Origin of the sequence: Sphingobium herbicidovorans (assembly GCF_002080435.1) — a bacterium.
GTDB lineage: Bacteria > Pseudomonadota > Alphaproteobacteria > Sphingomonadales > Sphingomonadaceae > Sphingobium > Sphingobium herbicidovorans.
Genome location: NZ_CP020538.1, coordinates 1,141,410 through 1,162,505, shown reverse-complemented (window position 1 = coordinate 1,162,505; position 21,096 = coordinate 1,141,410). Strand labels below are relative to the sequence as shown.

Sequence of the window (21,096 nt, the reverse complement as noted above, 5' to 3'; positions counted from 1 at the left end):
CGGTGCGCCAGTCATGGCGCCCGCCGCCATGTGCAGCCGTACGGGAAACTCGGCGGTAAAGCATGGAAAAAAGGGCGAAAAAGCGTGTCGACAGTATCGAAAATCGTGCCATTCAATTCCGGCAGCCGCATCGTGGAAACGGCCTGCAGGACCTTGTCCGTTGCGTCTCACGGGCTGAACGCGCTTGAAGCGAAATTTGCCGACCGCGATTTTGCGGCCATATTTCTGCGCATGGTCGGCATGATCATGAATGTGCGCGGCCGCCTGATCGTCACCGGCATGGGCAAGAGCGGCATCGTCGCGCGCAAGATGACCGCGACGCTGACATCCACCGGGACACCGGCGCTGTTCATGCACCCGGCCGACGCTGGACATGGCGATCTTGGCATGGTGACGCCCGACGACATCGTGCTGATGCTGTCTCATTCGGGCGAGTCCAACGAACTCGGCCCGATCATCCAATATTGCAAACGCTTCGGCATTCCGCTGCTCGGCCTGACGGCGCGCGCGGAAAGCACGGTGGCCAGCGCGTCGGATGTCTGCATATTGCTGCCCGCCGTCCGCGAAGCCTGCCCCAATGAGCTTGCTCCCACTACCTCGACCACGGTGCAGATGGCGTTCGGCGACGCGCTCGCCATCGCGCTCATGGAAATGCGCGGCTTTTCGGCCGATGACTTCCACAAATTCCATCCCAACGGCCGCCTGGGCGCGCAACTGCTCAAGGTGCGCGACCTGATGGCTGCGGGCGACGCCGTGCCGCGCGTGTGCGAAGACGCCTCGCTGCTCGACGCGACCATCGAAATGACGCGCGGGCGCCTGGGCGGCACCGCCGTTATCAACCAGGGCGGGGAACTGATCGGCGCTTTCACCGATGGCGACTTGCGCCGCACGGTCACGGGCACGCAGCAACTGACCGAAGCGGTCGGCCGGTTCATGACGGTGCCGCCGCTCTCCGTCGGCCCCGACGAGCTGGCGTCCGAAGCGCTGCGCCTGATGCACATGCACAACATCACTCTGCTGTTCGTCTGCGAAGGTGGGCGGCTGATGGGGGCGGTCCATATGCACGACCTGCTGCACGCCGGGGTCGCCTGAACAGCATCATCGTCATTCCGGCGCGCGCGGGCTCGTCCCGCTTGCCGCGCAAGCCCCTGCGCCTGATCGCCGGGCGGACGCTGCTGCACCGGACCATCGCCATGGCCCGCGCCGCTGTCGCTGGCCTCGTCGATACCGATCTGGTCGTCGCGACCGATGACCGGGAAATCGCCGATCATGCCCATGCTGCCGGGTGCGATGCGATCATGACCGACAGCGCGATCGCGACAGGCTCAGGCCGCGCGCTGGCCGCCGCGCTGCAACGCCCTGCGCCGCCACGCTTCGTCGTCAACCTGCAAGGGGATTCGCCCTTCCAGCCGCATGGCGCGCTGCGCGCCGTCATCGCCGCGCTGCAATCGGGCGCGCAGGTCGCGACCCCCGTCATTGCGCTCGATTGGCCCGCACTCGACGCATTGCGCGATCACAAGCGTTGCTCTCCTTTCAGCGGCACCACCTGCGCCCGCGCGCCCGACGGACGCGCGCTCTGGTTCTCGAAAAACATCATCCCCGCCATCCGCAATGAAGAGGCTCTGCGCGCCAGCCAGCCCCTGTCTCCCGTCTGGCGGCATGTCGGCCTATACGGCTATACGCTCGACGCCCTCCAACGCTTTGAGCAGACGCCGCCCACCGCTCTGGAAAATCTCGAAGGGCTGGAACAGCTGCGCCTGATCGAACTCGGCATTCCCGTCACGACCGTCGCCATCGATCCGCCGCTGTTCGACAGCTCGGGAATAGATACCGAAGCCGACATCCAGCGCGTCGAAGCCCTGATCGCGGCCCATGGCGACCCCACGCCGCTGTGAATTCGGCCAACACGCCCCGGTCCCGTTTTACGCACAACAGTCCAGTTAATCCCATGCGCCGCATCTTCATCATACGCCACGGCAACACCTTCGAAAGCAGCGCGGCGGCTTGTCGGATTGGCGCGGGCACCGATCTCCCGCTGGTGGATAGCGGGCGCGTGCAGGCCGACCGCCTCGGCCAATGGTTCGCTGGCCAGGACTTTCCGGTCCGCCATCTCTTCAGCAGCCCCTTGCTGCGCGCGACAGAAACCGCAGCGCGGATCGGGGCCGCCATCGGCCATGCCCCCGATGGCACGCTTCCCTGGCTCAACGAAATCGACCACGGATCCGACGAAGGCCGTCCCGAAGCCGAAGTGATCGCCCGCATCGGTGCGCAGGCGATCCACGACTGGGATGCGCACGGCATCGCGCCTGCTGGCTGGACCGTTGACGCCGAAAGCCGCATCGCCGCCTGGAAAGACTGGTTCGCCAAAGGAGGGGAGGGCGCGGACCTTCTCGTCACGAGCAACGGCGCGGCCCGCTTCGCGCTGCTCGCCCTTGGCCTGTCCCCCGCCTCGCTAAAGTTGCGCACAGGCGCCTTTGGCGAACTCGCCGTGGAAGGGAATGGAACCGTCAGCCTCCGTTCGTGGGATCAGCGGCCATAGGATCGGAAGGGAATCTCCCTTCTCACCCCTGAATGGGCGGCGGGGTGGGTCGGACCCCTGCCGCTCATTTCGTTCCCGGCAACCGGCGCCCTTGGGCGCTCATCCGGTCGGGGCCGCCTTTGCCGTCACCGGTTGCGGCACTGCCGGACTGGCCTCCGGCGCAGCCGTCACGGGCTTGTCCGCCGATTCTGTCGCCTCCGGAGCCGCGGACTGCGCCTTGAGGCTCGCCGCGGCGTTCTGCAGCGCCACGGCCGCCGCCTCCAGCGCCGCCACCGCCGACACCGGCTCCGTGACCGCTTCTTCGGGCTTGGCAACGGCAACGGTCGCCGGAGCCGCCTGCGTCGCAGTGATCGCCTCATGCGGCGCGGCTGTCGCTGGAGCCGTCACCGCTGCTGCCGGAGGCTCGCACAGCGTGTCGATGCCCAGCGCGCTTTCCGAAAAGCTTGTCGCCAGTTGCGGCAGTTCGCGGTCGTTCGCGCTCGCCGCCAGGGTCAGCAACGTGTCGGTCATGGCGCAATAGCTCGCCGCCTGCGCCAGACCCGAATGGCTGTTGCCCAGCCTTGTGTTGAATGCTTCATAGGCGCGCTGTGCATCGCTGATGCCGTTCACGCGCATGAACCGGGTTTTCAGCACATTGTTGTAGCTGTTCAGCAGCCCGCTCTTGCTGGCGGTGAACGCTTCATATTTGCCCATCATATCCTTGTTCGCCGCCTTGCAGCGCAGCGCCCCCAGCATCAGCATGACATGCAAATCCCGCACCTTGGCGGCTTCGACTTCATAGGGATGCCAGCACTGCTTCGCTTCCGAGGCCACGGCCTGGACTGATGAGAGTGTGAAGAAACTACAGGCGGCAACCGCCGCCATCCGCAACCGTGACATGATGGACCTCGCAGAATCGAGAGACGACCCCGCTGATAATCACTCTATCACTTTGCCATGAAAATGCCATGATTCGTCTGCTGACAGTGGCCCTTCTGCCGCAAGAATCCTCGCCTCGTCGCCTGGGAAACGAGTGTCAGTTGCTGCGCTGAGGGACGGTGAACGTGCCCGATACGCGCCCGCCCGATCCGCCTGAAACGCCCGATGCTCCGCCTGATGCGCGGCCATCTACGGTTGATCGTCCGCTGGTCAGGTCGATCACCAGCCGCCCGCCGGTCAGCCGGTTGCTTCCCTGCGTCAGCGAAACATTGCCCAGCATGGTGATCAGGCGGCGGTTGAGGTCGTATATCGCCACATTGCCGCGTGCCGTCTCGCTCCCCTTGGTCACGACGACATTGCCCGAAGCGTCGATCCGGTCGATCTCGACCCCGCTATCGCCAGTACCGTTGCGATAGGCGACGGTCATGCGTGCGGCATTCAGCTTCATGCCGGCCTGCGTCACTTCGACATTGCCCGACACGACGACGCGGTCGGCGCGGTCCTGCACCTCGATCCGGTCGGCGTTGAAGTTCACCGGCGCGTTGCTGTCGTGGTTTTTCAGCACCTGCGCGCCCGCGCCGGCATAGGCCAGTGCCGCGCCCAGCGCGCCGGTAGTCAGCAGGATCAGCGATCTTTTCATCACCTCTGCCCTTTGATGCCATTTTGCTCGATGCGCAAGCTTGCCCTGCCGTTCAGCGTCACCGTGCGCGCGCCCAGGTCCGCTTCCAGATGGTCGCCGCTGAACGTGCCGATGGGGATTCGCCCGTCAACGCGTCCGTCGCTGCGCATGCGCCGGGTTTTCAGGTCAATGCCAACGTCCCGCGTGGTCAGCCGGTATCCGCCCGCCGCTTCGAATTGCACCGGCCCGTCCACCGCCACCCGCTCGCTGTCCATGTCATAGCGTCCCTGGCGCGCGGTCAGCACCGCCGGCCCTTCGCTCAGCAATATCCGCGCCGACATGTCATTCAGGTCCACGATCGGCTCGCGCGAGCTTTTCTGCACCGCCGATCCCGCGCGCAGGGAAAAAGGCTGCCCCTTGCCATCCTCCCCGCGATACAGGGCTTCGGATACGCGCATCCGTTCCTTCGCCACTTCGACCTTGTTCTTGTCGAGCACGAAGCTCACCTTGTCCCCGCCGGTAAAGGGCGCCGTCACCAACAGCGCCGCCAGCACGCCCACCGACACGGGCAGCCAGTTTTTCAGCCGCGCGACCAGCCTGTCATGGCGGCCGCCCGGCTGCGCCCAATGGCGCCTGGCGTGACGTTGCTGTTCGGCCTGAATGGACATGGGGTAAAGCTTTTCGTCCTCACATATGCGCGAAGATGTCGATCTCCGGCCAGCCCGCCAGGTCCAGCTCTGCCCGGTGGGGAAGAAAATCGAAACAGGCCTGCGCCAGTTCCATCCGGCCTTCGCGCACCAGCCGCTTGTCCAGTTCCGCCTTCAACGCATGCAGGTAGCGCACGTCCGACGCCGCATATTCCTTCTGCGCGTCCGACAAGGTGGGCGAACCCCAGTCGCTCGACTGCTGCTGCTTGCTGATTTCCTGTCCCAGCAATTCGCGAACCAGCTCTTTCAGCCCGTGCCGGTCGGTATAGGTGCGGATCAGGCGCGACGCGATCTTGGTGCAATAGACCGGGGCCGCCACCACGCCCAGATAATGTTTGATCGCCGCAATGTCGAAACGCCCGAAATGATAGAGCTTCAGCCGCTCCGGATCGGCCAGCACCGCGCGAAGGTTGGGCGCGGCATAGTCGCTTTCCGGACCAAAGCGCACCAGATGCTCGTCGCCTTGGCCGTCGCTGATCTGCACCACGCACAGCCGGTCGCGCGGCGTGATCAGGCCCATGGTTTCGGTATCTACGGCGATCGCGCCGGGGGCGAGGACGTCTGCGGGCAGGTCCTCTTCATGAAAATATACGCTCATCCACCCCCTCTATGGCGAAAGCGGGCGTAACTCAATCGACGCTTTTGGCCCGGCTCAAAAGCCTCGTTCCAGCCCGATTCCCGCAAATGTGGCGGCATTCGGGCTAAAATCATTCGCGCTGCCCTGAAAAACTGATATAGTGATTCCCAAACCGCATGTGTTGCGGTGGATTCTGCATGTCTTCGCCCGGCATGTTTATCCGGTATCGTAAGGGCGAAGCGAAAGTGACCAACAGGGCATGAGTTTTGATAGAGGTCGCCGCGGCGGGCGCGGCAAGGATAAGCGCGACAGTTTCGGCGACGATAATTTTTATGGCGGCGATCGCGGCGGTTTTGGTGGCGGCTTCGGCGGCGGTGATCGTGGTGGTTTCGGCGGTGGTGACCGCGGCGGCTTCGGTGGCGGCGGCGGTGGCGGCGGTTTCCGCAGCGGCGGCGGTGGCGGCTTCGGCGGCGGCGGCGGCGGCGGCGGCGGTGGTTTCGGCGGCGGTCGCGGCGGCGGCGGTGGCATGCCCGCGCAGGTCGTTGGCGAAGGCACTGGCGTAGTCAAATTCTTCAACGGGCAAAAGGGCTTCGGCTTCATCGTCCGTGACGATGGCGCAGAGGACGTGTTCGTCCACATCAGCGCCGTTGAGCAGGCGGGCCTGACCGGCCTGGCCGAAGGTCAGCAGCTCGGCTTTACCCTGGTGGACCGTGGCGGCAAGATTTCGGCGACCGACCTCAAGATTGAAGGCGAGCCGCTCCCCGTACAGGATCGCGCACCCCGCGAACCCCGTGCAGGCGGCTTCGGCGCTGAACGCGGCGGCTTCGGCGGCGGCGAACGCAGCGGTGGCCCGCAGCGTCAGCTGACCGGTGAACGCGCCAGCGGCACTGTCAAGTTCTTCAACGCCATGAAGGGCTTCGGCTTCATCCAGCGCGACGACGGTCAGCCCGACGCGTTCGTCCACATCAGCGCCGTGGAACGCGCAGGCATGTCCGCCCTCAACGAAGGCGACCGCCTGGACTTCGAACTGGAAGTAGATCGTCGCGGCAAATACGCCGCCGTCAACCTCCAGTCGAAAGCCGACTAAAACAAACCCGACCGCTTTCGCGGAGAGGATAAAAGGGGTCGCCTGCCCGGCGGCCCCTTTTTTGTTGGTGGCTATGTAGTTTACAAACCAAATGTGTTTGCGGCTTGGGTGTCCAGATTGAAAGCCATCCTTGAACCCAGCGTTATAGGCGTTCGCTACCGCTTCTAGGGCCCGCTCTCCGCGCTTGCCGCTGGCTGATCCACTCCGGCTCTCCACCGGCCTATGCTTCACGACCTCGTGAAGTACGGCGGGTCGTCTAACAAACTAAAAAAAAACATAAATAGGAAATAGGAAAACCCCTCAAAATTCGCGACTTTTCGCGATTTCATTCATGACTTTCCCCCGCCGACGGCACGATCGTCACTGTTTCGAACCGCTCCTTCCGCCGCATTCCCGTCAGCGGCGGCGGAGCTTCCGCCTGCACTGTCGGCACTCGTTGCCGCATGCACTCGCCCTTGCTTTCCCGCGGCGTTTGCCCGCAATTCCACAATGCCCGCTGCAACCCTGTCGCGGCGTTATGGATATAGGCAAAGCTCATGCTTTCCATCTGGTCCCCGGACAATGGAAAGCCGCCCGGAGCGGTGCCCGCCCGCCAGCCCATGATCCTGCATTCCGGCCGCCCCGCGCAGAAAGTCTGCGCCAGGACTGGCCAACTGTTCGGTGCTGCCGTCTTGCTCAATTCGACAAGGAAGCTTTTCGCCCCCGGCGCAATCGCGACCAGCCGGACCCCGGCCATCATCCGTCCGAGCGATTCAGCCCCGATCGCCTCCTGCGGCCTCGCCGTCAAAGCAGCCAGCGTTTCCCCGCCGGGCAGGGGCGCTCCGGATAGTCCGCTGCTCCCATGCTGATGCGCCGCTGACAGTGTGGCGATCCGGGGGATTACCGGCTCGACGCTTTCACGCGCCAGCCTAAAGGCGGGGGGCGTTCCCCACCATCCGCGCCAGCGGAAAAAGAGGTGGGTCCCCACTGCCGCGATCTTGTCCAGGCTCCCGCTCCAGTAGGGCACAACCCAGTCGGTGTGATAGTGGGTGGCATAGCCCACGGGCTTGAACACCTTGCCCGTTAGCGCGGCCTTCGCGATCTGCCGCGCCCGATCCCATGCCGCCTGACCCGGCGTCCGCGCCAGCGCCCCGTCGCAGGTGAAGGTGAACTGACAGCCTGTCGATCGTTCCTGCCCCTGAAAGACGACGCCGCACACTGTTTTCGGGAAGGCCGGGTGCCTCACGCGGTTGAGCACCACCTGCGCCACCGCTTGCTCGCCGACCGGGTCGTCGCCCGCTTCATAAAGCTGCGCCGCGGCCAGGCAATCGGTTGCCCGCGCGAGGTCGGCTTCGGACCCTGTAAAGACAAAGGGGCGGGCCGACGGATTTGGCAGGCGCGCAAAGGCCACTGCCATATTGAAGGCCCGCGCCTGATCGCGATCCAGCGCGTAAAGCTCCAGCGGCTGCACCACGGGCGCGGCGGTCATGGGCCGCTTGAACCGCGCATGCTGGGCCAGTGGCGACCGCGCGGTCTCCGCCACAGGCGCGCGCGCCTCCCATCCCGCCACCAGCGCAGGCAAGCCGGCGAACAGCAGCAACCAGACCGGCCACATCACCGGATGCGGCGGATTGCTGGAGCAAGCACTGGTCATGCCTGCGCCCGACCGGGTTTATTCGGGCAGGAAATCTGGAACTGAAAGATAGCGTTCGCCCGTGTCATAGTTGAAGCCCAGAACGCGGCTGCCCTCGGGAAGCTCCTTCAGCTTCTGTGCGATCGCGGCCAGCGTCGCGCCCGACGATATGCCCACCAGCATCCCCTCCTCGCGCGCGGCGCGGCGGGCATATTCCTTCGCATCGGCGGGATCGACCTGAATGACGCCATCCAGCAGTTGCGTGTGCAGGTTAGCCGGGATGAAGCCGGCCCCGATCCCCTGGATCGGATGGGGGCCAGGCTGGCCGCCGCTGATGACGGGGGACAGGGTGGGTTCGACCGCATAGACCTTCAGATCCGGCCAGAGCTTCTTCAGAACCTCGGCAACGCCGGTGATGTGACCGCCCGTGCCTACTCCCGTGATGAGCGCGTCGAGCGGGCTGTCGGCGAAGTCCGTCGCGATTTCCTGAGCGGTCGTGCGGACATGCACATCGATATTGGCCGCATTTTCGAACTGCTGCGGCATCCATGACCCTGGCGTCTGCTCGATCAATTCAAGCGCACGCTCGATTGCGCCCTTCATGCCTTTTTCACGCGGGGTCAGGTCAAATGTCGCGCCATAGGCCAGCATCAACCGGCGGCGTTCGACCGACATGCTCTCCGGCATGACCAGAACCAGCTTGTAGCCCTTGACTGCGGCAACCATGGCCAGGCCAACACCGGTATTGCCTGATGTGGGCTCGATGATGGTTCCGCCCGGTTGCAGATCGCCGGAAGCCTCCGCCGCCTCGATCATCGCCAGTGCGATCCGGTCCTTGATCGATCCGCCCGGGTTCGCGCGTTCCGATTTGATCCAGACTTCGGAACCCGCCGGCGCGTCCGCGAACAGGCGGCTTACGCGGATGTGCGGCGTGTTGCCGATGGTTTCGAGAATATTGGCAGCTTTCATGGGGCCTTCTCCTGGCTGATGTCCGCCTCCCTCAAGTCGGGTCGGTCAAAGGTACGTGCAAGACGCAGTTCGGGAAAGAGCCGCGCCCATATGATGGTGATGACGATAGCACCTATTCCACCGCCGATCACTGCGGCAACTGGGCCGACGAGCGCGGCGAGAAAACCGGATTCCGCCTCTCCCAGCTCGTTGGACGCCGAGATGGTCAGTTGCGACAGGCTCGACACCCGGCCGCGCATGGCGTCCGGCGTATGAAGCTGGATCAGGGATTGGCGCACATAGACCGATACCATGTCCGCCGCACCGAGCAGCAGCAGCGCGCCGATGCCAACCTCGACAGCGATGTTCCGGGGCAGGAAAGCGGTGGAACCGAACAATATGGTGGCAAGGCCGAAGACGATGACTGCCGCCAGCATCTTCAGACCCACTTCCGACTTCATCGGCCGGAAGGAGAAGAACAGCGCGACGATCCCTGCGCCAATGGCGGGCGATGCGGCAAGATGCCCCAGTCCCGTCGATCCGACCTTCAGAATGTCACGCGCATAGACCGGCAGCAGCGCCGTCGCGCCCGCGAGCAGCACCGCGAACAGGTCCAGCGTGATGGTGGACAGAACCAGGCGGTTGGATCGAACATAGGTCAGGCCATCGACCATCTGGCGGATGGGATGGCGGCTCATGTCACGCGGCGGCTGTGGCACGGGGCCGATCATCCACATGCCCGCGAAGGCCACCGCGAACAGCGCCGATGCCATCGCATAGGCTCCCCACGACGTTATCGCGAAAACATATCCGCCCAAAGCGGGGCCGATGATCATCCCGGCCTGCCACGCGACGCTCGACATGGCGATTGCGCTGGGCAACACATCGCGGGGCACCAGGTTCGGCGCGAGCGCGCTGTATGCTGGCCCATTGAACGCGCGCGCGATCCCGACGATCGCAGCTATGCCAAAGAGCAGGGGAAGGCTGACCCAGCCCTCGTAAGTTGCGAAAGCCAGCAGCCCTGATGCGATCGTCAACATCGTGAGCGTCAGGCGCACGATCATCCGGCGGTCGAAATGGTCCGCAACCCAGCCCGTGACGGGGGTGAGGAAGAAGAGGGGAACGAACTGCGCCAGCCCTATCAGGCCAAGCTGCGCGGCGGCGCCCGATGGGCTCATGCTTTCGCGGGCGATATTGTAGGCTTGCCACCCCAGCACGATCATCATGCCATATTGCGCCAGTACGCTGGCAAGCCGTCCCAGAAGATAGGCCCGGAAATTCCCGAAGCTTAGCGGATGGCTTGGATGGGCAGGGGCGCTCATGCGATTTCCTTAACGCCTGCACCACGATACGCAACTTCGCAGGTAGAGAATGACGACAGCATTATTGCAGCCGCATAACCGCTGATGTCGCCCTCGCCCAAGCGCTCAGGGGTGGGGGGTTAGCAGGATGCCGCTTACCGATCCATTGCGTACGGAGCAGACGAAGGGCACCGAATGCAAGCCGCCAACTGGACCGACTTCACCTTCCACTTCCCAACCTGTCGACATGGTGCGGGCGGTGATCCTTCCCAGGACGCTTGCGCCACCTCCCGCTTCTTCACGCGCCTTGGCCGCGCACGCGCTGCGCGCAGCGGCGGCGCTTTGAATGGGGCCATAACCGGGGGAGGCATAGGGTTGCAGTCTTGCGTCGCGCTCTGCCTGCCGGTCGCGGGCGATATCGCTGACGATCGCGGCGTCGGCGGCCCTGCGCAGGTCGCGATGATCCTGCGCATGGGCGGGCAACGCAAGTCCCAATGCCAGGGCGAAGCCGACGGTCTTTCCGATAGCCATTGTCTTTTCTCCTCCGCTGGCGGTGTTACTTGAACAAACTGCCCAGAATGCCGCGCACCAACTGTCCTGCCAATCCGCCCGAACGGCGGCTCGATCCCCCAAATACGGCACGGCCAAGCTCGTTCGCGACCTGCCGCCCCACCGATGACGCCGCGGACCGGCTGGCGGATTGGACTGCCCTATCCAGCGCGGATGGCTTGGCCGCTTCCCGTGCGGCTATGGCGTCGCGCCGCGCCTGTTCCTTGAGTTCCGCCTCTCGCTGTTTCGCCTCCAGCTTTGCCTGAACGGCAGCCGCCTTTTCGGATTCAGCGTTCGCCTTTGCAGCTTGCGCGGCGGCAACAGCAGCCTCGCCGCGAGCCGCAAGGATCTCCTCGGCAGATTCGCGGTCAATCGCTTCGTCATATTTGTCGGCGCATGGGGATATCGACTGAATGATGGCGCGCTCCTTCGCGCTCACAGGGCCCAGTCGGGAGCGCGGCGGTGCGATCAGGGTGCGCTGGACGATGCCCGGCGAACCATCCTCCTGCAACAGCGACACCAGCGCCTCGCCCACCCTCAATTCCGTGATCGCGGTTTCGACATCCAGATCCGGATTGATGCGAAAGGTTTCGGCCGCAGCCTTGATTGCCCTCTGGTCGCGGGGGGTGAAAGCGCGCAGTGCGTGCTGAACACGATTGCCAAGCTGGCCCGCCACTTCTTCGGGTATGTCGATCGGGTTCTGCGTTACGAAATAGACGCCGACGCCCTTTGAACGGATCAGGCGGACGACCTGCTCGATCTTGTCGGTCAACGCCTTGGGCGCATCATCGAAGAGCAGGTGCGCCTCATCGAAGAAAAAGACGAGCACCGGCTTGTCGGGATCGCCCACTTCGGGAAGCGTTTCGAACAGTTCGCTCAGCAGCCAGAGCAGGAACGTGGCGTAGAGCTTCGGGCTCTGCATGAGCTTGTCGGCCGCGAGGATATTCACATAGCCCCGACCCTGGTCGTCCACTTTCAGGAAATCATGAATATCGAGCGCAGGTTCGCCGAAAAAATGGGCGCCGCCCTGGCTTTCCAATTGGAGCAGCTGGCGCTGGATCGCGCCAACGCTGGCCTTGGTGACATTACCGTAGCGGGCCGAAAGCGTGTCGGCATTCTCCGCACAATAGGCCAGCATCGACTGAAGATCGCCAAGGTCGATCAGCAACAGCCCTTCCTCATCGGCATATTTGAACGCGATGGTAAGGACGCCCTCCTGCGTTTCATTGAGGCCCATCAGGCGAGCGAGCAGCAGCGGCCCCATCTCGCTGACGGTGGTGCGGATCGGGTGGCCCTGTTCGCCATAGAGATCCCAGAAGATCGCAGGATTGTCGGCGTAGCTGTAATTGTCGATGCCGATTTCCTTGGCGCGGGCGACCAGCTTGTCGGCATTTTTCGCGGTGGGCGATCCCGCCATCGAGATGCCAGAAAGGTCGCCCTTCACATCGGCGAGGAATACGGGAACGCCCAGTGCGGAGAAACCTTCCGCCATGCCTTGCAGGGTGACGGTCTTCCCCGTGCCCGTGGCGCCCGCGATCAGGCCATGCCGGTTGGCCCGCCGGAGGTTCAACGTCTGGGGAACTGCGCCATCCTTGCCCGTGGCGCCAAGGCCGATGAATATGCCGTCGCTCATTGCATCAAGTTCCCCAAACGCTTCGGGCCGCGCCCGCCGGAGTCTGTCCGCACTCTAGGAGCGAGACAGGGCTTCCGGCAAGCGCGGCCCGTAACGAAACGCTCTATCGCGTGGTTATTTGTTGCGCAGGCGCACCGGCAGAAACACGGGAGGTTGGCCCCGGCGCAGCACCTGCAACAATATGGCGTTGCGGCCCTGCGATGACACCTGCTGCACCGCCGCGTCCAGTTCCGCCTGGCTGGTGACCGGACGGTTGTTGGCGGTGATGATGACATCACCTCTGCGCAGGCCTTTGGCGCCCGCATCGGTCGAGCTATCCACGGCTGTAATGACAACGCCGCGCGTGTCGGCGGCGACGCCCAGCTGACGAATTATGTTGGGTGTCAGCGGGATGGCCGAGATGCCCAACGACTGCTGGGTCGCCTGGTTGTTGCCGGACTGGTCGTCTGGCTGCCGTTCACTGAAGTCCTCGTCCTGCCGCTGAGCAAAGCTGTTCAGTTCAGCCTCGGACGGGCGCTCGCCGACGATTGCCGTTACCGTCTGGCGCTTGCCATTGCGGAGCAGCACGATCGGGACACGGGATCCTATGGGCTGCGACGCGACGATGGACGACAGATTTTGATCCGGGGTCACTTCCTGACCAGCGACACTGACGATCACGTCGCCTGCCTTGATCCCGGCCCGGTCGGCGCCCTTGCCGGGTTCAACGCCCTGGACGAACTCGCCCCGGTTCTTGGCCAGGCCAAGGGATTCGGCCAGGTCCTCGCCGAGCGGACTGATCTGGATGCCCAGATAGCCGCGCTTGACGCTCTCACCCTTGCGCAACGTAGCGACGATGGGCGCGGCCTGTTCGGATGGAATGGCGAAACCGATGCCGACATTGCCGCCCGAGGGCGACAGGATCTGGCTGTTGATGCCAATTACGTTTCCGCGCATGTCGAACATCGGGCCGCCGCTATTGCCCTGATTGATCGATGCGTCGGTCTGGATGAACTTGTCATAGGTGCCGCCGGTGCCACGATGGACGGCGGAAATGATCCCCGCAGTTACCGTGCCGGACAGGGCAAAGGGGTTTCCAATTGCAATCACCCAGTCGCCCACGCGCGCCTTGGTGCTGTCACCGAACTTGACGAAGGGGAGCGCCTTTCGCGGTTCGATCTTCAGCACGGCGATGTCGGTCGCGGGATCGCGACCGATCAGCTTGGCGGAATATTCCTCCCGATTGGTGAGGGTCACGGTGATCGAATCCACCGACGCGCCTTCTGCGCCAGCGGATACGACGTGATTATTGGTGACGATGTACCCGTCCGCCGAGATGATGAAGCCCGACCCCAGAGACTGGGCCTGGCGGGTCTGGGGCCTGCCGCCCTGGCCTTGCCCGAACAGGTCGCCGAACGGCGTCCCTGCAAACGGGTTCTGCACCTGGACGCGCTGCTTGGTCGATATGTTTACGACTGCGGGTTGCAGCTTTTCAACCATGTCGGCGAGGCTGGCAGGGGCACCCGCGGGAGCAGCGGCCTGCATCCCTTCATTCTGCGCGACCTGCGCGCCGACATTGGGACTGGAAGTGACAGCGATGGCGGTGCCACCAAGCAGCAGGGCGCCGGTAAGGGCATAAGCGTAACGCACTCGTGACGGTCCTCTCGTGAACTTGGCGAAGGAAAGGGCAGGACTCTGCGGGAGTCGGATGCACTGCCCAGCCTTAACCCTCATTGAATGACGCTGGTTCCGAAATGATCCAGACCCCCTTTACCATTTCTGCCATCCATCAGTTGCTACCCTGAAACTGCTTCAGGAAGTCATTCTCGCGTGACAACAGCATGGACGTCGATCCTTGCCGTTCCGGTGCGAAGGTGAAGCGATAGGCCTGCATCGCGCGATAGAAATCGTAGAATTGCGGATCCTTGCCGAAGCTTTCCGAATAGATGCGAGCTGCGTTGGCGTCTGCCTCCGCGCGGATGATCTGGGCCTGTTTCGCCCCCTGCGCCCGGATCGTCAGCGCTTCCTGCTCGCGCGCGGTGCGCATGCGGGTGAAGGCGCTTTCCAACGGGGCGCCGTCGGGCAGATCGGCGCGCTTGATCCGCACATCGACGATCTCTGCGCCATATTGCCGCGCCACGCGATTGAGACCGGCCTCGATATTGTCCATCACCTGGCCGCGTTCCGGCGAAAGCAAAGCGGCAAAGGGGCGCTTGCCCAATTCGTTGCGCAGCGCGGATCCCAGGATCGGCCGCAAGGCATCCGAGACCCGTTCCTCATTACCGGCCGCTATATACATGCGCAGGGGATCGACGATCCGGTAGCGGGCAAAGGCATCGACCTGCAACCTGAGCTGATCGGTCGATAGCACCTGTTGCCGCTCCATCTCGACAGAGAGGACGCGCTTGTCGATCCAGACGATCTGATCGACAAAAGGCCAGCGCAGGATGATGCCCGCCCCTGTCTTGCCGAAATCCTCATTCGGAAGGTAGCGATTGACGATCTTCTTGGGATCGCCAAAGCGCACGACCACGCCCTGCCTGGTCTCCGGCACGATCGCGACCGTGCTGCCGATAAGCAGCAACAGCGCGATTACCGACAGGGCGAGGGCCACGGGATGGCGGATGAAAGTCGGCATCACCGGCCCTCCCCACTGGCGGGAGCGGAAGCGCCCGCAGAAGCGGTCGCCGCTTGCGCCCGGCGTTTCAGTTCCGGGAGCGGCAGGAACGGCGTTACGTTGCCGGTTTCAACGATCGTCTTGTCGACGTTGGACAGCACGCCCTCCATGGTTTCATAATACATGCGGCGGCGGGTGACCTCTGGCGCCAGCCTGTACTGTTCATATACCTTGTCGAAGGCGGCGGCTTCGCCCTGCGCCTTTGCCGTCACCTGTTGCGCGGCAGCGCGGGCTTCGTTGAGATAGGTCTGCGCGGTTTGCTGGGCGGCGGAAACCGCCTTGAACGCGTCATTCACTGCAGTCGGCGGGTCGGCTTGCTTGATGGCGACGCCCTGAACCCGGATGCCTGACCTGTAGCTCTCCAGTATCTCCTGCATGCGCTGTTCGACCTGCTGCTCTATCTCGGTACGTCCCGCACCCAGCGCATCGTCCAGGCTGACGCTGGCGACTACCGACCGCATCGCGCTTTCAGCGACTTCGCGCACCGCGGCATCGGGATCGGAAAGCTGGAACAAATAAAGCTCTGGGTTGCGGATGTTCCAGCGCACGGAATAGGCCAGGTCGATGATATTCTGATCGCCGGTCAGTACCAGATTTTCGCTCTGTGCGGTCAGCGATCCGATGTCGATCGCCCGGATTTCCTCGACGTCCACAATGGCGACGTTTTCAAAAGGCGAAGGCAGCGTCAGGCTGATGCCGGGCGTCAGGGTGCGGCTGTATTTCCCCAGCAGCGTCACCACCCCGCGTTCCTGCGGACCGACCCGGTGGAAGCAGGTCAGAACGAGCCACAATACAACAAGGATTCCGACCGCAGCAGGCCAGAGCGTCTTGCCAGTGGGCCGGGGCGGCAGGTTGCCGAAACCGCCGCCGCCTTGGCCAAAGCTTTCCCGGCTGCGGCGCAGCAGTTCCTCGATAGCTGAGGGCCCTTTGTCGCCAGGGGAGCGGCCCGGCTGCGTCCAAGGGTTGCGGGGCCCGCCGTCACCGCCCTTGCCCGCACCGTCATCGCCGCCAGGGCCATCGTTTTTGCCGCCCCAGGGACCCTGGGCCATTGCGTGCACGATGCGAGGCATCCACCCGAAAATTCTCTTCATCCCGTCTCTATAGGAAGGCTCGGCCGCGAAAAACAGTGCCCTTCGCAACGATTATTGCCTAGGAGGCGCTATCATGACCGATCTTGAGAGTTTTTCCGCCCGCCTGAAGTCGCTAACCGATGGCCGTGCCAGCGCGCCTCGCGTGAAGGACGGAATCATGAATCTGGTGCTGGATGTGGGCGGCCTGTCTGCTGAGCGCCGCGACGCTGTCGCGGCTGCGATCCGAGAAGGCGGCCTGTTGGTGCCGGGCGTGAAGGATGTGCGCATCGCCATGACGGCCGAACGCAAGCCTCTCAGGATCATCGCTGTGGCGTCGGGGAAGGGGGGCGTCGGCAAATCCACCCTGTCGGCCAATCTTGCTGTGGCGCTAAAACGTCTCGGTTTCGCCGTGGGGCTGGTGGATGCCGATATATACGGACCATCGCAGGCACGGTTGATGGCTAGCGAGGACAGGAAGCCGCAGGCGCGCGACAAACAGCTGGTTCCGGTCGATAGCCCGCTTGGCGTCCCGATGCTTTCGATGGCTCATCTGGTTGAACCGGGCAAGGCGCTTGCGTGGCGTGGCCCGATGGCGGGCAATGCTCTGTCGCAACTGATCGACGCCGACTGGGGCGATGCTGAACTGCTGGTGGTGGATATGCCTCCGGGCACAGGGGACGTTCAGCTGTCCATGGTGCAAAAGCATAAGCCCGCAGGCGCGGTCATCGTGTCAACTCCGCAGGATCTGGCGTTGATCGACGCCACCCGCGCGGTCAGCCTCTTTGAACAGACGCAGGTGCCGTTGATCGGGCTGGTTGAAAACATGGCGGGATATAGCTGCCCTCATTGTGGTGAAATCTCCGATCCCTTTGGCACGGGCGGTGCGGAAGCCGCCGGTTCGGCTATGGGCATGCCCTTCCTTGGGCGCATCCCCCTCGCCATCGACATACGGCGCCGGTCGGATGCCGGCGACCCTCCTGCTGCTGGTGACGACGCTTCGGGGCGGGCTTTCCTTGCCATCGCGGAAAAGGTGGCTGCCTGGCTGCGTGCCTGAAACAGGGCAGGGAACGGTTTGAAGGCGTCCCGCGTCCTTGCCGCACCTGCCATTGATGGAGCATGCTGATGCCGCTGGAACAGCCGCAGGACATTATCGACCTGCTTCAGGAAACGCGCACGATTGCGCTAGTGGGCATTTCGGACAGGCCCAACCGGCCCAGCTACGGCGTGATGAAGTTTCTTCAGAACCACGGCTATCGCGTTCTGCCGGTCAATCCCCAGATCGCGGGCGAACATGTTCATGGAGAATTTGTCTGGGCGCGGCTGGCCGATATCGGTGTGCCCATCGATATGGTGGATATTTTTCGGCGTAGTGAGGCTGCGGGGGAAACGGTGGACGAATCCATTGCGGCGGGTGCGAAAGCCGTCTGGATGCAATTGGGCGTCATCAACGACGCGGCGGCGGCGCGCGCAGAGGCCGCTGGGGTCAAGGTGGTGATGGATCGCTGCCCGGCGATCGACATCCCTCGTTTCAACATCCCGCCGGTGCGTGCGGATTAACGCTTTTCAGCCGCGCCAAGCGCCTTTATCAGCATTTGAATGGGGCGCGCACCGCGAAAGGCGGCAGACCGTATAGAGCAACTAAAGGGCGTCAATCGGCGCACGCTGCTGGTTGGCGCGGGGGCGTCGGCAGGTCTGCTGCTGGCATGGGGCATATGGCCGCGCACATACCGCCCCAACCTGAACGCTGCGCCGGACGAGACGGTCGTCAACGCCTTCCTCAAGATCGACAATGCCGGGCGCATCATCGTCATCGTCCCCCAATCTGAAATGGGCCAGGGCGTGACGACGCTGCTGCCCCAGATATTGGCCGACGAATTGGGCGCGGACTGGCGAACCGTCGGCGTGCAAAGCGCCCCTATAAGTCCGCTCTACGCCAACACATTGCTGGCGAAGCAATGGCTGGCGAGCGATTGGTCGCGTCTGATGGGTGGCGCAGGCGACTGGGCTATCGATCAATATGCGACGCGCCGGGCGCTGATGCTGACAGGTTCGGGGACATCGGTGCCGATGTTCCAAGAAGCCTACAGGGAAGCGGGGGCTGCGGCTCGCGTGCTTTTGTGTCAGGCGGCAGCGGCGCGATGGGATCTGCCCTGGGAAAGCTGCGACATATCCAACGGCATAATATCCGATGGTGGCCAGCGGACCCTGAAGATAGGGGAAGTGGCGGCTGAAGCAGCAGATTTCGACCTGCCTGAAATTTTACCGTTTCGACAGGGGCAGGCCGACAGACTTGCCGGGCGAGACTTGCCCCGGCTCGACACCCCGTCCAAAATCGACGGTAGCCATAATTTCGCCGGCGACGTCCGTTTGCCTGACATGCTGTTCGCTTCCATTCGTCAGGGGCCGATTGGCGACGCCGTGCTCGCGAAAGTCAATGAGCAGCCGGCAAAATCCGTAACCGGTTTCCTGAAGCTGGTGCGGAATGAGCGCTGGGTCGCCGCGGTCGCGACCAATTGGTGGGCGGCGAACAAGGCGCTGGATCTTAGCGACCCTGTATTCGAATTGAGAGGGCCGCCGGTCAGCAGCGCGAGCATCGATGCCGCGCTCGAAGGCGCCTTTTCAGGATCGGCGGGGCAACGGCTCTACTCTCAAGGCGACCTGAAACCCCTGTTCGACAACGCCACCATCCTGGCCAGCGAATTCACTGTCGCGTCTGGCCTGCATCTGGCGTTGGAACCGATGTGCGCGACGGCCCGGGTCAGCGACGACATGGTGGAGATATGGATGCCCACGCAGGCGCCCGCGCTTGCCCGGGCGGCGATCGCCGACGCGCTTGATGTGGGCGAAGGCAGCGTAACGCTTTATCCGCTTCACGCCGGAGGATCGTTCGGCCGCAAGATGGATTTCGAAGCAGGCGTGCAGGCGGCGCTGATCGCCAGGGAGATGGGGCGCTCTGTCCAGTTGCTCTGGTCCAGGCTGGAAGACGTCATCCATGACCGCCCCAGCGCCCCGGCGCACGCCCGGATGGCGGCGAAGCTGGGCCGCAACGGCACCATCGAAGGCTGGCTGGCGAAGGTCGCGGCCCCCTGCGCCATGACGCAGACATGGGATCGGATTGCGCATGGCAAGTTGCCGCACGAAGCGAGCCGTGATTCTGCCCGAACCTCCACGCGCCTGGCGGTGGCAGGGATGGAGCTTCCCTATGCCCTGCCGAATTGGGCGGTGGATCATTATCCGGCCGATACCGGTCTTCCGCTAGGATTTACACGCGCCAATGCTCATCTTCACGGTGCCTTCATCACGGAGAGCTTTATCGACGAACTCGCCCATCAAGCGGGCATCGAAGCACTATCTTTCCGTATCCAGATGCTGGGCGGCAATTCACGTCTGGCTCGCTGCCTGACCACAGTTGGCGCGATGGGCGGCTGGCAGGGTGGCATAGAAGGAAGCGGCCAGGGGTTGGCGGTGCATGTGATGAATGGCGCTTATGCAGCCGTAATGGTCGAAGCGGCACTGGACGGCGGGAAGCTTAGCGTGGGAAGGATCGTCGCGGCCATTGATGGTGGCGAACAGGTAAACCCCGACATAGCGCGGCAGCAGGTGGAAAGCGGGCTGATCTACGGACTGGCCCTGGCGATGGGCGCTTCGGTTCCCTATGCCAACTCCATGCCAGCCCGTGCGATATTACGGCGCATGGATCTGCCCCGTCTTGCCGACATCGGCGAAGTGACGGTCGAATTGATCCGCAGCACAGCCGCTCCAGCGGGACTTGGCGACATTGGCGCTCCTCCGGTAGCACCCGCCATCGCAAATGCACTTTTCACCGTCACCGGGCAGCGCTTCCGCAATCTGCCAATCCTGTCTCGGACATAGTATCGAACATGCGAAATATCGGAATTCTTCTCATCAATCTGGGCACGCCCGATGCGCCGAATGCTTCTGCCGTACGACGCTATCTGGGGGAATTTCTTTCCGACAGGCGCGTCGTGGAGATCCCGCAACTGCTATGGCAGCCCATATTGCGTGGACCGATCCTGCTGACGCGGCCTGCCAAGTCGGCGAAAGCCTATCAAGAAGTCTGGATGGAGGGTGGGTCTCCACTGGCCGTCTATACGCGCGAAACGGCGATCAAGTTGCAGGCGTTGGTCGGTCCTAATGTCGCGGTCGATTGGGCGATGCGCTACGGCAATCCGTCAATCGCAAACAGGCTGGACGCGATGATCGCCTCTGGATGCGAGCGCATTTTGCTGGCGCCGCTCTATCCGCAATATTGCGCAGCCACGACCGCTACTGCTCTGGACGCCTGCTATGCGGCGCTCGCCGGCTTGCGCGCTCAGCCAGCGATCCGGACCTTGCCCCCTTATTATGCGGATGCCGCCTATATAGAAGCCTTGCGCAGTTCGACCGAGCGTCAATTGGCCGCACTGGATTTCAACCCTGACCTGCTTCTCGCCAGTTTCCATGGGATGCCCGACCGCACTCGCCAACTGGGTGATCCCTATTATGAGCAGTGTCTTGCCAGTGCGAAGCTGCTTCAGGATGCGTTGGGCAGGGAAGTGCGCATCTCCTTCCAATCCCGTTTCGGGCGGGCGAAATGGCTTGGTCCGGCAACCGACGAAACATTGCGGGCGCTGCCTTCGCAAGGGGTGAAGTCGGTCGCCATTCTCACGCCCGGTTTTTCGGCGGACTGCCTGGAAACCCTGGAAGAAATCGCCATGCGCGGCCGTGACGACTTTTTGGCGGCCGGGGGTAATAAATTTGCCCATTTTAGCTGTTTGAACGCATCTACGGAAGCTATGCTTCTTTACCGTAATCTTGTCGGCCGCGAACTGGCGGGATGGCTGGAAAATGATTTCGTCCAACTACCTAGGGGAGGCTGA

At 63.4% G+C, this 21,096-nt stretch carries 20 protein-coding genes; 8 read left to right on the top strand and 12 right to left on the bottom strand.

Annotated features, from left to right (window positions below; genetic code table 11):
• Positions 1–84: 84 nt before the first annotated feature.
• From B6S01_RS05600 to B6S01_RS05590, 3 genes are read left to right on the top strand one after another with little or no spacing between them, the layout of a single operon-like run.
• Entirely contained in the window at positions 85–1,092 is a 1,008-nt protein-coding gene (locus B6S01_RS05600; protein ID WP_037464984.1) for a KpsF/GutQ family sugar-phosphate isomerase, read from the top strand.
• Positions 1,093–1,100: 8 nt separating this feature from the next.
• Positions 1,101–1,895 carry a 3-deoxy-manno-octulosonate cytidylyltransferase gene (locus tag B6S01_RS05595; RefSeq protein WP_037465250.1) on the top strand — a complete coding sequence of 265 codons (795 nt, stop codon included), beginning with the start codon at positions 1,101–1,103 and terminating at the stop codon, positions 1,893–1,895.
• Positions 1,896–1,948: 53 nt separating this feature from the next.
• The gene (locus tag B6S01_RS05590; protein ID WP_037464987.1) at positions 1,949–2,539 is read left to right on the top strand and encodes a histidine phosphatase family protein; all 591 of its coding nucleotides are present in this window, start codon (positions 1,949–1,951) and stop codon (positions 2,537–2,539) included.
• A 99-nt stretch (positions 2,540–2,638) separates the two neighbouring features.
• Here B6S01_RS05590 and B6S01_RS05585 read toward each other — a convergent pair whose 3' ends face one another.
• The 4 genes from B6S01_RS05585 to B6S01_RS05570 form a co-directional block, all read right to left on the bottom strand.
• A complete protein-coding gene (locus B6S01_RS05585) occupies positions 2,639–3,418 on the bottom strand; it encodes a hypothetical protein (protein WP_156103349.1) in 780 nt (259 codons plus the stop codon).
• Between the two features lie 136 nt (positions 3,419–3,554).
• Positions 3,555–4,097 (bottom strand): LptA/OstA family protein, encoded by a 543-nt coding sequence (locus B6S01_RS05580; protein ID WP_037464989.1) that lies wholly within the window; start codon positions 4,095–4,097, stop codon positions 3,555–3,557.
• Entirely contained in the window at positions 4,097–4,744 is a 648-nt protein-coding gene (locus tag B6S01_RS05575) for a hypothetical protein (RefSeq protein WP_037464990.1), read from the bottom strand. The genes B6S01_RS05580 and B6S01_RS05575 overlap by 1 nt, the downstream gene beginning before the upstream one ends.
• A gap of 19 nt (positions 4,745–4,763) precedes the next feature.
• On the bottom strand, positions 4,764–5,381 hold the full coding sequence (locus B6S01_RS05570; RefSeq protein WP_037464992.1) for a ribonuclease D: 618 nt from the start codon (positions 5,379–5,381) through the stop codon (positions 4,764–4,766).
• A 238-nt stretch (positions 5,382–5,619) separates the two neighbouring features.
• Here B6S01_RS05570 and B6S01_RS21895 point away from each other — a divergent pair, with 238 nt between their 5' ends.
• The gene (locus B6S01_RS21895; RefSeq protein ID WP_051908219.1) at positions 5,620–6,447 is read left to right on the top strand and encodes a cold-shock protein; all 828 of its coding nucleotides are present in this window, start codon (positions 5,620–5,622) and stop codon (positions 6,445–6,447) included.
• Positions 6,448–6,772: 325 nt separating this feature from the next.
• On the opposite strand, the gene B6S01_RS05560 is transcribed toward B6S01_RS21895, so the two are convergent.
• The 8 genes from B6S01_RS05560 to hflK form a co-directional block, all read right to left on the bottom strand.
• Positions 6,773–8,080, bottom strand: coding sequence for a cell wall hydrolase (locus B6S01_RS05560; protein ID WP_037464999.1), 1,308 nt, complete (start codon positions 8,078–8,080; stop codon positions 6,773–6,775).
• Positions 8,081–8,098: 18 nt separating this feature from the next.
• Entirely contained in the window at positions 8,099–9,028 is a 930-nt protein-coding gene (gene cysK, locus B6S01_RS05555) for a cysteine synthase A (RefSeq protein WP_037465003.1), read from the bottom strand.
• The gene (locus B6S01_RS05550) at positions 9,025–10,329 is read right to left on the bottom strand and encodes an MFS transporter (protein ID WP_037465006.1); all 1,305 of its coding nucleotides are present in this window, start codon (positions 10,327–10,329) and stop codon (positions 9,025–9,027) included. The genes cysK and B6S01_RS05550 overlap by 4 nt, the downstream gene beginning before the upstream one ends.
• Positions 10,330–10,434: 105 nt before the next feature.
• Entirely contained in the window at positions 10,435–10,839 is a 405-nt protein-coding gene (locus tag B6S01_RS05545; protein WP_231567984.1) for a hypothetical protein, read from the bottom strand.
• A gap of 25 nt (positions 10,840–10,864) precedes the next feature.
• On the bottom strand, positions 10,865–12,490 hold the full coding sequence (locus tag B6S01_RS05540; RefSeq protein WP_037465009.1) for a helicase HerA-like domain-containing protein: 1,626 nt from the start codon (positions 12,488–12,490) through the stop codon (positions 10,865–10,867).
• 114 nt (positions 12,491–12,604) lie between these two features.
• On the bottom strand, positions 12,605–14,119 hold the full coding sequence (locus B6S01_RS05535; RefSeq protein WP_037465013.1) for a Do family serine endopeptidase: 1,515 nt from the start codon (positions 14,117–14,119) through the stop codon (positions 12,605–12,607).
• Between the two features lie 139 nt (positions 14,120–14,258).
• A complete protein-coding gene (gene hflC, locus B6S01_RS05530; RefSeq protein ID WP_037465016.1) occupies positions 14,259–15,107 on the bottom strand; it encodes a protease modulator HflC in 849 nt (282 codons plus the stop codon).
• The gene (gene hflK / locus B6S01_RS05525) at positions 15,107–16,216 is read right to left on the bottom strand and encodes an FtsH protease activity modulator HflK (protein WP_037465018.1); all 1,110 of its coding nucleotides are present in this window, start codon (positions 16,214–16,216) and stop codon (positions 15,107–15,109) included. The genes hflC and hflK overlap by 1 nt, the downstream gene beginning before the upstream one ends.
• 94 nt (positions 16,217–16,310) lie before the next feature.
• Between hflK and B6S01_RS05520 the strand changes: the two genes are divergently transcribed.
• From B6S01_RS05520 to hemH, 4 genes are all read left to right on the top strand, one after another.
• Complete coding sequence (locus tag B6S01_RS05520) at positions 16,311–17,270, top strand: Mrp/NBP35 family ATP-binding protein (RefSeq protein WP_037465021.1); 960 nt, start codon at positions 16,311–16,313, stop codon at positions 17,268–17,270.
• Positions 17,271–17,338: 68 nt separating this feature from the next.
• Positions 17,339–17,773: a CoA-binding protein gene (locus tag B6S01_RS05515; protein ID WP_037465258.1), complete on the top strand. Its 435-nt coding sequence runs from the start codon at positions 17,339–17,341 to the stop codon at positions 17,771–17,773.
• Between the two features lie 39 nt (positions 17,774–17,812).
• Complete coding sequence (locus B6S01_RS05510; RefSeq protein WP_037465024.1) at positions 17,813–20,089, top strand: molybdopterin cofactor-binding domain-containing protein; 2,277 nt, start codon at positions 17,813–17,815, stop codon at positions 20,087–20,089.
• Positions 20,090–20,097: 8 nt separating this feature from the next.
• Positions 20,098–21,096: a ferrochelatase gene (gene hemH, locus B6S01_RS05505; protein ID WP_037465027.1), complete on the top strand. Its 999-nt coding sequence runs from the start codon at positions 20,098–20,100 to the stop codon at positions 21,094–21,096.

Bases quoted from the DNA above. Each gene is read 5' to 3' on its own strand.
- B6S01_RS05590 (WP_037464987.1), top strand. From the start codon at position 1,949: ATGCGCCGCATCTTCATCATACGCCACGGCAACACCTTCGAAAGCAGC.
- B6S01_RS05585 (WP_156103349.1), bottom strand. From the start codon at position 3,418: ATGTCACGGTTGCGGATGGCGGCGGTTGCCGCCTGTAGTTTCTTCACA.
- B6S01_RS05580 (WP_037464989.1), bottom strand. From the start codon at position 4,097: ATGAAAAGATCGCTGATCCTGCTGACTACCGGCGCGCTGGGCGCGGCA.
- B6S01_RS05575 (WP_037464990.1), bottom strand. From the start codon at position 4,744: ATGTCCATTCAGGCCGAACAGCAACGTCACGCCAGGCGCCATTGGGCG.
- B6S01_RS05570 (WP_037464992.1), bottom strand. From the start codon at position 5,381: ATGAGCGTATATTTTCATGAAGAGGACCTGCCCGCAGACGTCCTCGCC.
- B6S01_RS21895 (WP_051908219.1), top strand. From the start codon at position 5,620: ATGAGTTTTGATAGAGGTCGCCGCGGCGGGCGCGGCAAGGATAAGCGC.
- B6S01_RS05560 (WP_037464999.1), bottom strand. From the start codon at position 8,080: ATGACCAGTGCTTGCTCCAGCAATCCGCCGCATCCGGTGATGTGGCCG.
- cysK (WP_037465003.1), bottom strand. From the start codon at position 9,028: ATGAAAGCTGCCAATATTCTCGAAACCATCGGCAACACGCCGCACATC.
- B6S01_RS05550 (WP_037465006.1), bottom strand. From the start codon at position 10,329: ATGAGCGCCCCTGCCCATCCAAGCCATCCGCTAAGCTTCGGGAATTTC.
- B6S01_RS05545 (WP_231567984.1), bottom strand. From the start codon at position 10,839: ATGGCTATCGGAAAGACCGTCGGCTTCGCCCTGGCATTGGGACTTGCG.
- B6S01_RS05540 (WP_037465009.1), bottom strand. From the start codon at position 12,490: ATGAGCGACGGCATATTCATCGGCCTTGGCGCCACGGGCAAGGATGGC.
- hflC (WP_037465016.1), bottom strand. From the start codon at position 15,107: ATGCCGACTTTCATCCGCCATCCCGTGGCCCTCGCCCTGTCGGTAATC.
- hflK (WP_037465018.1), bottom strand. From the start codon at position 16,216: ATGCCTCGCATCGTGCACGCAATGGCCCAGGGTCCCTGGGGCGGCAAA.
- B6S01_RS05520 (WP_037465021.1), top strand. From the start codon at position 16,311: ATGACCGATCTTGAGAGTTTTTCCGCCCGCCTGAAGTCGCTAACCGAT.
- B6S01_RS05515 (WP_037465258.1), top strand. From the start codon at position 17,339: ATGCCGCTGGAACAGCCGCAGGACATTATCGACCTGCTTCAGGAAACG.
- B6S01_RS05510 (WP_037465024.1), top strand. From the start codon at position 17,813: ATGGGGCGCGCACCGCGAAAGGCGGCAGACCGTATAGAGCAACTAAAG.
- hemH (WP_037465027.1), top strand. From the start codon at position 20,098: ATGCGAAATATCGGAATTCTTCTCATCAATCTGGGCACGCCCGATGCG.